The sequence below is a fragment of the Alcaligenes sp. SDU_A2 genome (genome assembly GCF_038237375.1).
GTDB lineage: Bacteria > Pseudomonadota > Gammaproteobacteria > Burkholderiales > Burkholderiaceae_B > Alcaligenes.
This window is the reverse complement of the sequence record NZ_CP151273.1, coordinates 504,994-517,061: the sequence shown is the minus strand read 5'-3', so window position 1 is coordinate 517,061 and position 12,068 is coordinate 504,994. Positions and strand designations below refer to the sequence as shown.

The 12,068-nt window shown below is 56.3% G+C and carries 9 protein-coding genes, 1 tRNA gene, 1 pseudogene and 2 riboswitches; of the genes and pseudogenes, 4 read left to right on the top strand and 7 right to left on the bottom strand.

The genetic code is table 11. The features are described 5' to 3' along the window. Positions 1 to 56: 56 nt before the first annotated feature. Genes cysW through cysP form a run of 3 tightly spaced genes read right to left on the bottom strand, consistent with a single transcriptional unit; the run spans position 57 to position 2,800 of the window. A complete protein-coding gene (cysW, locus tag AADW57_RS02355) occupies positions 57 to 905 on the bottom strand; it encodes a sulfate ABC transporter permease subunit CysW (RefSeq protein WP_341668453.1) in 849 nt (282 codons plus the stop codon). Further along, positions 902 to 1,792, bottom strand: coding sequence for a sulfate ABC transporter permease subunit CysT (gene cysT, locus AADW57_RS02350; RefSeq protein ID WP_341668452.1), 891 nt, complete (start codon positions 1,790 to 1,792; stop codon positions 902 to 904). Before cysT ends, cysW begins: the two co-directional genes overlap by 4 nt. 3 nt (positions 1,793 to 1,795) lie before the next feature. Then, entirely contained in the window at positions 1,796 to 2,800 is a 1,005-nt protein-coding gene (gene cysP / locus AADW57_RS02345; RefSeq protein WP_341668451.1) for a thiosulfate ABC transporter substrate-binding protein CysP, read from the bottom strand. 326 nt (positions 2,801 to 3,126) lie between these two features. Between cysP and AADW57_RS02340 the strand changes: the two genes are divergently transcribed. Continuing rightward, positions 3,127 to 3,202 (top strand) — tRNA-Thr (locus AADW57_RS02340). Positions 3,203 to 3,405: 203 nt separating this feature from the next. Here the strand turns inward: AADW57_RS02340 and AADW57_RS02335 are convergent. From AADW57_RS02335 to AADW57_RS02320, 4 genes and pseudogenes are all read right to left on the bottom strand, one after another. Next, positions 3,406 to 3,676: pseudogene (locus AADW57_RS02335) on the bottom strand (IS3 family transposase); the annotation flags it as partial. A 301-nt stretch (positions 3,677 to 3,977) separates the two neighbouring features. Beyond that, positions 3,978 to 5,342, bottom strand: coding sequence for an alanine/glycine:cation symporter family protein (locus AADW57_RS02330; protein ID WP_341668450.1), 1,365 nt, complete (start codon positions 5,340 to 5,342; stop codon positions 3,978 to 3,980). A gap of 430 nt (positions 5,343 to 5,772) precedes the next feature. Further along, a riboswitch (glycine riboswitch) is annotated at positions 5,773 to 5,874 on the bottom strand. A 1-nt stretch (position 5,875) separates the two neighbouring features. Continuing rightward, a riboswitch (glycine riboswitch) is annotated at positions 5,876 to 5,967 on the bottom strand. A 456-nt stretch (positions 5,968 to 6,423) separates the two neighbouring features. Next, entirely contained in the window at positions 6,424 to 6,756 is a 333-nt protein-coding gene (locus AADW57_RS02325) for a hypothetical protein (protein ID WP_341668449.1), read from the bottom strand. 235 nt (positions 6,757 to 6,991) lie between these two features. Further along, positions 6,992 to 8,128, bottom strand: a complete 1,137-nt coding sequence (locus AADW57_RS02320; protein WP_341668448.1) for an alpha-hydroxy acid oxidase — start codon at positions 8,126 to 8,128, stop codon at positions 6,992 to 6,994. Positions 8,129 to 8,646: 518 nt separating this feature from the next. Here AADW57_RS02320 and AADW57_RS02315 point away from each other — a divergent pair. The 3 genes from AADW57_RS02315 to AADW57_RS02305 are packed head-to-tail and all read left to right on the top strand — an operon-like array spanning position 8,647 to position 11,974. Continuing rightward, positions 8,647 to 10,164: a hypothetical protein gene (locus AADW57_RS02315; RefSeq protein WP_341668447.1), complete on the top strand. Its 1,518-nt coding sequence runs from the start codon at positions 8,647 to 8,649 to the stop codon at positions 10,162 to 10,164. A 2-nt stretch (positions 10,165 to 10,166) separates the two neighbouring features. Continuing rightward, positions 10,167 to 10,871 carry an OmpA/MotB family protein gene (locus AADW57_RS02310; protein ID WP_341668446.1) on the top strand — a complete coding sequence of 235 codons (705 nt, stop codon included), beginning with the start codon at positions 10,167 to 10,169 and terminating at the stop codon, positions 10,869 to 10,871. Between the two features lie 2 nt (positions 10,872 to 10,873). Beyond that, positions 10,874 to 11,974 (top strand): hypothetical protein, encoded by a 1,101-nt coding sequence (locus AADW57_RS02305; RefSeq protein WP_341668445.1) that lies wholly within the window; start codon positions 10,874 to 10,876, stop codon positions 11,972 to 11,974. Positions 11,975 to 12,068 lie beyond the last annotated feature (94 nt).

Sequence of the window (12,068 nt, the reverse complement as noted above, 5' to 3'; positions counted from 1 at the left end):
ATTCTGCCTACATCCCTAAGTCGCACACCCGTCACACCCTGGCGGCATACCGCCGTCTAACTCCCCGACAGGGCATCCGCTTGGTTACGCCGCCGGGCGGCGGCCACCCGCCATTCCAAGATGCTTTTCAGCATGACCGACACAATGGCAAAGGTCGCCAGCAAGGCGGCTGCCGTAAACGCGGCGGCCGCCTTGTTATCGTTATTGAGCTGATCCACCAGCAAGGACAAGGTCAGGGTCTGATTCATGATGGTCCCGGACACCACCGACACGGCCCCAAATTCGCCGATGGCACGGGCATTGGTCAACACCACGCCATACATCAGCGCCCACTTGATATCGGGAAGCGTCACGTGCCAGAAAATCTGCCAGCCGCTGGCACCCAGGCTAAGCGCCGCCGCCTGCGCATCCGAACCTTGCTCCTGCATGACCGGGATCAGAATACGCGCCACATACGGCGTGGTCACGAACAGTGTCACCAGCACCATGCCGGGCCAGGCAAACATCAGCTGAATATTGCGGTCACTGAACCACTGCCCCAGGGACGACTCTACCCCATACACCACCAAATAGCACAAACCCGCCACCACCGGCGACACCGCATAGGGCAAATCGATCAAGGTGCTGAGCAAGCGCCGACCACGGAACTGATAATGCGTCAGGCACCAGGCCAGCAAGATACCCAGCAGCATGTTCAGCGGCACCGTCAGCACCGCTATAAACAAAGTCAGCCCAATGGCATGCAGCATGAAGTCCTCTTGCAGATTGGACCACAGCGCCGGCAAACCATCGCCCAGGGCTTTGGAAAAAATCAGCAGCAACGGGGCCACCAGCAAGGCCAGGACCAAGGCCAGACCTGCCGCCAGAATGCAGCGATCCGCCAGACTTTTAGGCGCTTTTCTCATGCCCCCCTCCGTTGCCAGCCCAGCAGACGGCTCTGCACCAGTTGCAGGGTAAACAGCAGCAACAAAGAGGCCAGCAGAATTACAGACGCAATCGCCGCCGCCGCCGGGTAGTTAAATTCCTGCAAACGCACAAAAATCATCAAGGACGACACTTCGGTTTTATAGGGGATATTGCCGGCAATCATGATGACCGCGCCGAACTCACCCAAGCTGCGGATGAACGCCTGGGCAGCGCCGGTGACAATGGCCGGAATCAAAGGCGGGAACACCACTTTGCAAAACGTCTGCCAGGCTGTGGCACCCAAGGTCTGGGCCACTTCCTCGTATTCTTCGCCCAGCTCCTCGATGACAGGCTGCACAATGCGCACCACAAACGGCAGACTGGTAAAGGTCATGGCCAGCACAATGCCCGGATACTGATACGCCACCTTCCAGCCTTCGGGCAGAAACTGGCCAAACCAGCCGCCCGGCACGAATAAAGTCGCCAGCGTCAGCCCGGCCACCGATGTAGGCAAGGCAAAGGGCAGATCCACCAGCGCATCGATCAAGCGCCGTCCCGGAAACTCAAAACGCGTAATGATCCAGGCAATGATGAAACCCACCACACTGGCAATCACCGTGGAATAAAAAGCCGCGCTGATGGTGACCTGATAACTGCTGACAACCCGCTTGTCCGTCACCGCCCGCCAATAGTCGGCCAGACTCATGTCGCCAACATACATGAACAGCGCCGACAAAGGCAGCAGCACAATAATGGACAGGTACAGGACGCTGAAGCCAAAGCTCAGCCCAAAGCCCGGTATAACAGGACGGCGCAGAAAAAAAACGGGTTTAACCGCAGGCACCGCTTGGATGCCTGCGGTCTGATCCTGAATGGAACGACTCATGACTTATTTCGCAAGCAACTGATCCAGAATGCCGTTGGCGACAAAATGGCGAGCCTGAATGTCTTTCCAGCTACCCAACACATCGGTCGGGTTGATCAGCTTGACCGGCGCATACTTGGATGCAAATTCCTTAGCCACGACAGGGTCCGTCACCCGGTAGTTAAACCCGGCCAACAGGCGCTGGATGTCCGGCGTGTACTGGAACTGCAAGTACTCGGTCGCTTCCTTGCGGGTGCCCTTCTGATCCACGACCTTGTCTACCACGGCCACCGGGAATTCGGCCAACACACTGACCGGCGGCACCACAATCTGCAACTCGCTGCCCTTGAACTCGTCGCTGCCGGCAATATTGATCACTTCAGACTCGAACGTCAGCAGCACATCGCCCTGACCGTTCTGCGCAAACGCCACCGTCGCGCCGCGCCCGCCCGTAGGGAAGCTCTCGACATTGCCCAGGATCTTGCGCACAAACTCCTTGGTCTTGGCCTCGTCACCGCCGAACTTATCATTCGCGTACAGCCAGGAAGCCAGATAGGTATAACGCGCATTGCCCGAGGTCTTGGGATTAGGGAACACCAACTTTACGTCGTCGCGGGCCAGATCATCCCAGGACTGGATGTTCTTGGGATTGCCCTTGCGCACCAAGAACGCAATCGTGCTGTAGTAAGGAGAGCTATTGTTAGGAAACTTGCTGGCCCAGTCCTTGGCCACTGCGCCGCGCTCGGCCAAAAACTCGATATCTGTGACCTGATTGAAAGTGACCGTGTCCACTTTCTTGCCCTGGCTAATGTCCTGGGCCTGACGGGATGTGCCCGCGAAGGACTGATCGATCTTGATGTCCTGACCGGTCTTAGCCTTCCAGTACTCGACGAACTTGGGGTTGATGGCCGCAAAGGTCTCGCGCGCCACATCGAACGAGGCATTCAACAACGTGACTTGCGCACTGGCCGCACCGCCCACCAACGACGACAACAACAAGGCAGCACCCAGCACAGACTTCAATTTCATGATTTTCCCCTGGGGCCCGAACAGGCCCGTCACATCCCGGATAAAGTTGGCAGGGGCCTGCAACCGCCGACACACACCGCCCCACACGACAGCTGCATATAACCGCAGCCTTGATGGAATTCATTATGGATAGGGGATAAGGCATTTAAAACGAACTTTTGGGCATTCTTTTATAACTAAAAGAAATGTATTACCCAAAAAATAAGCGTCGAACAAAACCACCAAGCCACTAAGCCCTGCCCGGTTGGACTGCTGGACTGCTGGACTGCTGGACTGCAACACAATAATTGCCACACCGCCCGGAACACCGCTATAATCGTAAATTCGCCGGCTTAGCTCAGTTGGTAGAGCAGCGCACTTGTAATGCGAAGGTCGAGGGTTCAACTCCTTTAGCCGGCACCAAAGTTATCAAGCACCTACGCCACCCCTAACCGGGTGGCGTTTTGCTTTTTGGGTTCCGTGTAAGCAAAACCAAATTCGGTCAATGCCGTAAGCAGTCGGCTCTACCCCATAAGCGGGGGATAGGCATTCAATAGTCACGGTTGATTACACCATTCCGACCGCACTGGGCTAAGACCCGCATACGGTGATTCTCAACATTGCTAAACCCATTCGAGCGCCATCAATTCAACAAATGCCTTGGTTTTCCAGGGGCCACGACGATGAATCACTTCTGCCTTATAAAGAGCATGGATGGTTTCTGTAAGGCGTTGTCGTAACTCTCTCCGCGACGGCCTACAAAAGACTCGATACCAGTTTGAGCGTGTCGCTCTGTATAACCCCTCTTTTGTTGAGGTGTTGCAACGACCACTTGAAGCTACCTTGAGAGCCTCTGTCGCTTTGGTGTATCAACCTATCGGTTTGCTGCGATTGACGGGGGCATTACCAGACAGCTGAACAGTACCCCGAGCTGATAAGGCGAAAACCAGCAACATGTAAGACCTGCACAGCGGTCTGGTCTGACACAACAGCGACCTGAAGGCTGGCAATACAGACAGAGCAATGTCCGCACTTTGGGCTAGGCCGAGCCGGTCCATGCAGCCTACCTCCCAATCAACAGGCTCACAATGGATGCCTCAAATACAAACGCCAACCCTTTCGGGTTGGCGTTTGTCACAGCTAATCCGCGATCTGGTCCGGGAAGGATGTGTTCCTCCCCAGCAGAGTCGATCTTGCTTTATCCGACCTGATGCACCAGGCGCGGATTGCCGAAGTAGTCGCGCGTCAGTTTAAAGACGACTGGGCTCAGCAACAGCAGGGCGATCAGGTTGGGGATGGCCATCAAGGCGTTCAGGGTGTCGGCGACCAGCCAGAGGCTGGCCAAGTCCATGCCGGGGTAGGTGCCGATGGGGATGGCAACAATCCACAGCAGGCGGAACGGCAGGTTAGACCGTTCGCCAAACAGGAACTGAGCGCACTTTTCGCTGTAAAAGCTCCAGCCAATGATGGTGGTGAAGGCGAAGATGGCGATACCTATGCTGACGATGTACTGGCCGGCCACGCCCAGTGTCTGGGAAAAGGCGAAGGCCGACAGGGATGCACCGTTCTCGCCGCTTTGCCAGGCACCGGTCACCAGAATGACCAGACCGGTAATGCTGCACACCACAATGGTATCCAGGAAGGTGCCCAGCATGGCTACCGTGCCCTGACGGATGGGATTGTCGGTTTGAGCGGTAGCGTGCGCAATCGGGGCGCTGCCCAGGCCGGCTTCGTTCGAGAAGATGCCGCGCGCAATGCCGTAGCGCATGGCAGCCCACACCGTGGCACCCAGGAAGCCGCCGCCGGCTGCCGTAGGATTGAAGGCGTGATAGAAAATCAACGAGAACGCATCAGGAATCTTGTCGGCGTTCAGGACCAATACGATCAGACCGCCGCCCACATAGAACAGCGCCATGAACGGCACCAGCTTGCCGGCCACTTCGCCGATACGCTTGATGCCGCCGACCAGAATCAGCGCAGTCAACACGGCAATGACACTGCCGGTGGCCAGCGTGGGAATGCTGAACGTGGTTTTAAGGACTTCGGCCACCGAATTGGACTGGATGGTATTGCCGATGCCGAATCCGGCAAACATGCCGAAGGTGGCAAACACAATACCCAACCATTTCCAATTGCTGCCCAGGCCATTTTTGATGTAGTACATAGGGCCACCTACATAGCGGCCCTTGTCATCCACTTCCCGAAAGTGCACGGCCAAAACGGCTTCGGTGAACTTGGTGGCCATGCCGACCAGGGCGATGACCCACATCCAGAACATGGCACCGGGCCCGCCGAAGTAGATGGCCGTGGCCACGCCGGCGATATTGCCGGTACCGATGGTGGCGGACAAGGCGGTCATCAAGGCATTGAAGGGGCTGATATCGCCTTTTTCGGTGCTTTTACGCCCTTTCCAAAGCATTTTGAACCCATATACCAGATTGCGCTGTGGTATGAAACGCAGACCTAGACTAAGGAACAGGCCAGTACCCGTCAGCAGCAACAGCATAGGCGGCCCCCACGCCACCGCATTAATCTGATCAATGAATTCTATGAGCTTGTCCATATAAATTATCCTTGCGTTTAATGCTTATTTTCAATGAACCAGAATGTCGCCCCCAATTAGGGCAGGAAATATCTCATAACCATACAGAATAATCAACAGCCTCTTTCAAGGCGAAGCTGCGCCCAGGAAGGTCCCCATTTTAGAGACAGGACCGTCCAATGAACGATTAACAAACAATCTAATAAAAACAGGAATATCCGTGAATGGCGCGAGGCAGGAAGAAAAAAATACGCATCGATGCCGTCCCCGACGCGATCAGCGATGAGCCCATCGCCGTATCGACGGTAAAAGCTTACACCTGCGTATCGCCGTCAGAATGCGGCGCAAGAGAGATGCTATCGGAAACAAATAGGGGCAAGAGTGACGCTATCGAAGTTCTCATAATGAAGGCACACGGCAAAGGAGCGCAATGCCGGCCGGCATTGGCACCCCATCTGTCCTTTGACCTGAGAGCTTTATCCATGAGCGACGCTGCGTGGCAGGCCCTGCACGGTCCCCTTCGGCGGGCAATTGAATGCCTCTCTCCAGATTGTCCTGACGTTAGGATTCTTTTGCCTGAGAGTTTCCGGGGTGGTTGCTCCTTCGGCGTCTTGCTGTAGCGCAAGATCTCTTTCGTAACGTAGCGATCGACGCCCACATAGTAGAAGTGCGCTATTTCGATAACTATTGGTGCTTACCCCGTTCGGGTTACTACCAGCTATTTTTCGGATTCACCAAAAAACGCCCCGATCAAGGAAAATACACAGCCCGTCACCCTGCAAGCAGCATGACAACAGAATGGATATAAAAACCGATTAACTCCGGCAATCACCTGCACCAAGCAAACAGGCAATAAACAAAAAGAAAACAATAACTCAAAAAGGTTCTTTGAAGAATTCCAGGAGCCAATTTACCCAGTCGATGAGGAACTGGTTTTTTGAAGACGCCATTCAAGGCGCAGCACGCTCGGACGGGGCTGATGGCTTGCCAGCGCGGCGCGCCGGTACCTTGGTCGGGGCGTATGGCCGGACGCGTCCTTAACTCCGGCGGGTTGCTTGTCCGCCGGACAAGCAACAAGCGCCGCCGTCACACAGAACGACGCTTACACCCCGTCCCCGCGCCCCGCCTGCGGCAAGCCATCCGACCCGCCCCTTTTGATCTTGCTGCGCCGTGAACGGCTCAAAGCACCGATGACATAGCCCCGGCTATACACCTTCATGCCGAACAAGAAATTATGTGGATGGCTGATACCTTGTACGGCGTACGCGGACGCCTTGCCGTTTGGGTCGAGCACAGCGGTGCTGTGCTCGCCAGGCCGACCATAGCAGAATGGCGGGCGAGTCAGGGCCTTCGCTGCAGGCAGGATGCCGGGGCGGGAGGCAAGGGGCGTGCTGTTCGAGCAGGACGCTTGTGATTCGTCCAGTTGACGAATCACCCTGCAAGTTCACGCCCCGCCCGCCCTGGCATCCTGACCAGGGAACCCGCGCATAGCGCGGGCGAAGGACCCAGCCAAGCCGGCCTGCTAGGGTCGGTCTGGCGGGAACCCGAGGTTTTCTCTGCTTGGCCTGAACGGCCCACCCAATACGAAGGAATCCCCGGTATTTAGCGAAGAACCATAAAAAAATCGAAATAGCACGGCCTGCTGACGGCTATCGATGTTTTTAAGCGCCCTACCCCCTCATCGGCACGGGCAGGCAATCGGCCAATGTTTCGGGCCGATTTGCGCCCAACAGAATCATGGCGCGCAGCAACTCCTGGCGAACCAAATCCAGCACCTGCGCCACACCTTGTTCGCCGCCTTGCGCCAAGCCATAGGCCACGGGCCGACCCATAAACACGCCCTGCGCTCCCAGGGCCAGGGCCTTGGCCACATCGCTGCCCCGCCTGAAGCCACTGTCCACAAACACCGGCAAGCGGCTTTGCACCACGTCCAGAATGGACGGCAGCACTGCCATACTGGATGGTGCCACGTCCAACTGACGCCCGCCATGATTGGACACGATCAGCCCATCCACGCCGGCATGCAGCGCCAGCCGCGCATCCTCCGGGTGCAAAACGCCCTTGATCAGCACAGGGCCGTCCCACTTCGAGCGCAACCAGTTCAGATCTTCCCAGACCAGGGCGCGATCCATCGTACGGGACAGTAAGGCCGCCTGCGCCTGGGCCGAGCCCGCGCCGCCAGCCGGCACCAGGTTGACGAATTGCGGTGCCCCCGCCCAGGCTTGTCGCCGCAGCCAATTAGGATGCAGCGCCATATCCAGCAGGACACGCGGTCCAGGCCGGAAAGGCAGTTTGAAGCCATGGCGCAGATCTTTTTCCCGATAGCCGCCGACCGGCACGTCGACCGTCAGCACCAGGGCCTCGAAACCGGCTTCTCGCGCCCGCGCCAGAATAGTGTCCGCCATGCTTCTGTCCTGCATGACATACAGTTGCATCCAACATGGGCCGTCGGTAGCCTGACGCACCTCTTCCAGACAACTATTGGATGCCGTGGACAAGATATACGGCAATCCGGCCTTGCCTGCCGCGCGGGCCGCCAACTTATCGCCTTGGGGCCGTACCACATCGATCAGCCCGACCGGCGCGACGCCGAAAGGCGCGCTCCAGGTACGACCGAACACCTGGATGTGCGTACTGGCCGCGGTGGTATCGCGCAAGCTACGCGGCATCAAGGTCATCGACTCCAGATCGCTACGATTGCGCTGCAGACACAGTTCATCGTCGGCCCCACCTGCTACATAGTCATAGACAAACCGGGGCAGCACACGCTGCGCCGCCTGCCTGAAATCGTCAAGATTCACCATCATGTCGTCGCCACTCTTTATATGCTTAACGGCCCACTGCAGGCTGTCATTCTAATTATTTAAACCTAAAGCATATAGTGAAACGACGGTGCTGATAAATCCTGTTTTCTACCCGGACAGCCTGCCACTGGACCGACAGCCGCTCCGTCCGCTAGCAAACCCTCCCCGGCGGAGCCACCGCAACTTTGAATTGCTTGCTGCATAAAGAACAGATGCACCGGCACGCGATCATATCCCGCAGACAAGAGCCAAGACCATCGCCAACACAAACGCAAACGACAGCACAGCTTTACAAGAAAAACCCAATTCAAAAAACCACTATAAAAAGCAACACAATAAAAGACGGAATTTCAGAAAAAACCAATGAAATCAACAATCCAAATAAGGATTAGGGTATATTTCCAGCATTCCCTAAAAACTGTAATTTTCACTAACATTTAACACAGTGAAAATTCGGCAGCTACGCCCTCCCCTTTTCTCTGTCTTCTCGCTCATTTGCACAGCATCGGATTACGTTTGCCATGATGGATTTTTTAAAAGAAGAAAATCAACTAGAAATAGCAATCATTCTTTTTTTCGCCGCAATCACAGGCTGGATATTCGTCAAGGCCAGGCACGCGGTCAAAACCGGCACGAACCCGAAGCTGGTGGAGATTGCCCCCACCATGATGACCTCTTGCGGCATCCTGGGCACATTTTCCGGCATCGTTTGGGGGCTGTTTGTCTTTGACCCGGCTAATATCGATGACAGCATCCGCGGGCTGCTCGGTGGCCTGAGAACCGCTTTTGTGACCAGCGTGGTCGGCATGTTCTGCGCCATGTTGTTCAAATGGTGGGAGTCCAAACAGGTAAAGCCCGAATCCAAGCAGGACGATATTCCGGACGACGTGGGCCCACGCGAAATATATGCGGTCATGAATAACCAGCAGATTTTGCTGTCTACGTTGGTCAGCTCGATTGGCGGCAAAGAAGAAGGTTCGTTAGTCGGCCAGTTAAAGCTGCTGCGCACCGAGTTATCCGACTTTAAGAGCAGCCAGAATAATCAACACCGTAATTTTGAAGAAAAGCTGTGGACGCAACTGCAAACCTTCGGCGATCTACTCTCCAAATCGGCCACCGAACAGGTCATCGAAGCATTAAGCCGGGTCATTACGGAGTTCAATCAAAATCTGACGGAGCAGTTCGGCGATAACTTCAAGCGCCTGGACGAATCGGTCAAGAAACTGGTGGACTGGCAGGTTGAATACAAGGGCCAGATGGAAAAAATGACCGAGCTGTTTGATCTCGGTGTGAAATCCATAGACGGAACCCGCGTGGCGGTGGAAGCGATCAAGGTCGAAACCGGCCGCATTCCGCAGGACATGCAGGCGCTGTCCGGCGTGCTCAGCGTGAATCAGCACCAGATCCAGGAACTGGCCCGCCATCTGGACGCCTTTATAGAAATGCGTGCGCAGGCCACACAAGCCATGCCGGAAATCCAACGCAAGCTGGAAGAGGTCGGCTCCAAGATCCGCGAAGGTGCGGATGCCATGACCAAGATCATTCTGGAAGGCGCAGCGGAGTTTGGCGACAGCGTAACGGGCACCAACCAGTCCCTGATCAAGACCGCCCACGAGATCGCCGGCATGAGCGAAGCCATTTCGCAGGAGCTGACCAGTTCCATGACCAAGGTCGAGCAAAACACCGACCTGATCAGCAACGGCATCAGCCAGGCCGTGCAAACGGCCATGGGGCATATCGAGGCCAATGTCAGCCAGTCCGCCAATGCGCTGAACCAGTCGGTGGAGCAGACGGTGAACACCATGCGCCAGACCGTGGAACGGGGCCTGAACGGCCTGGAGCGCCAGATTACCGACGTCGTCAGCCAAACGGGCGAAGCCGTCAACGTGCAGTTAAAGGGGGTGGACAAGGCCCTGGAAACCCAACTGAACGCGGCACTGGATCAGTTGGGCAGTGCCTTGGCCACGATTGCCAAGCACTTGCTTGACACCTACAGCCGTCAGACCCGAGAGCTGGATGCGCACGCAGGGCAGAACTAAGCATGTTTCAGAGCAAAAGCGGGCCTAAAAAAGCGGCCGAAGATGCGGACCACTGGATGAGTGTGTCGGACCTGATGTCGGGCTTGATGATCGTGTTTCTGTTCATCAGTATTTTGCTGATGCGCAACGCCCTGGGCGAACGCGACAAGATCAAGGAAGTGGCCGTTACCTACCAGAACAACCAGGTGGCGCTGTACGAGAACCTGAAAAAGGAGTTCCAGAACGATCTGGACGCCTGGAACGCCGACATCGATCCCTTGACGCTGGCGTTCGAGTTCAAGTCCCCCGATGTCTTGTTCCAGACCGGCTCGGCCATTATCAAACCGGCGTTCCGGCACATACTGGACGATTTTTTTCCACGCTACCTGAAGGTGCTGAGCCAGTTCCGCCATTCCTTGAACGAGATCCGCATCGAAGGCCACACCAGTTCGCAGTGGAACCAGCAGACACCGCCCGAAGAAGCCTATTTCCGCAATATGGCCCTGTCGCAGGAACGAACCCGTTCGGTACTGCTGTACATACAGAATATGGATGCCGTCAAAAGCGAAAAAGAGTGGATCAGACAGAACATGGCGGCGGTCGGTTTTTCGTCCAGCCGCCTGGTGCTGGACGAGCACGGCCATGAAGATGCGGAGCGTTCGCGCCGGGTCAGCTTCCGGGTAATGACGAATGCCGAAACACAGATCCGGAAAATCCTGCAAGACTAGCCATGAACCTTCATTTTAATTTTGCGGCTCTGTGGGGGCAGGTCGAACGGCTGACATCGACGCGGGAGCCATTTAGCGTTGGAGCCAGCCAAAAAATCCAGCCCATCGACCTGATTCTGGAAACCCGGGGCCTGGAAGTCGCCCTGGACGAGTTGGGGGACATCGGCGGTCTGCTGTCCTACCAGGGCAGGCAGGTGCTGTTATATATCCCAGACCACAACCGCAATGCCGCCGAAGTTCTGGCCGGCCGGGCAGAAGGCAATAAATTCCATATTGCCCACTGTTCGCGGCTAGAGACCATGCGCAAGGAAAAACGGTTCGAGCGCTACATTGCCACCAAAAACCTCAGCGGCAGTTTCCCCATCACCGGTTTCAACCCCTTTACCAAGGCAGAAGTCACCGGCAACGCACACTTATTGGTCTGCAAACTGTGCCTGAACAAGCTTAATTTCCAGCAAGCGGCGGTATCAAACCGCCATATCCGTGAACAGATCCGGAACCGCTTTGATATTGCCGAGTTCTTTAAGACCTATAACTCCTGCTTTACCTACCTGCCCAACCGGACGGAGACGGACATAGGGCGCGGCAGCTATACCGACGACTGGAAAGACATCTCGGAACGCGTCCGGCAACAGCACGACTGGCAATGCGATGAATGCCGGATCACGCTGGCGGACCACCGGCATCTGCTGCATGTACACCATGTAGACAGCAATAAAGGCAACAATCTGGCCAGCAATCTGCGACCGCTGTGCATTGCCTGCCATCGGGATCAGCCCGGTCACTCCAGCATGTTCATCAAACGCGCCGATATGCAGTTGATTACGCGCAAGCGCGCTCTGGCGCGTCCCTCCCATTCCAATTGGGACGATCTGACCCGCTTTACCGACCCCGCCTTGCACGGCTTGCTGGGCTTGGTGCGCGCCAAGCGCTTGCCCATGCCCGAGCTGAACCATGCGCTGCCCGGCGTGGATGCGATGTTTACGCTGGACCTGGCCTGGCCGAGCTTGAAAACCGGCGTCAGCCTGGACCCCGCCCCATACCCGAAGGTGCCGGGCTGGCAAATTGATGGTCTGGCTCAGGCGCTGGAAAGATATGCCTGATCGCCTGTCCCAGGCTGCCCTGCCCTAAAAGAAAAACGCTCGAACGGATTCGTTCGAGCGCCTTTCCAAGCCCCTGATCGCGGGCAGCACAGCT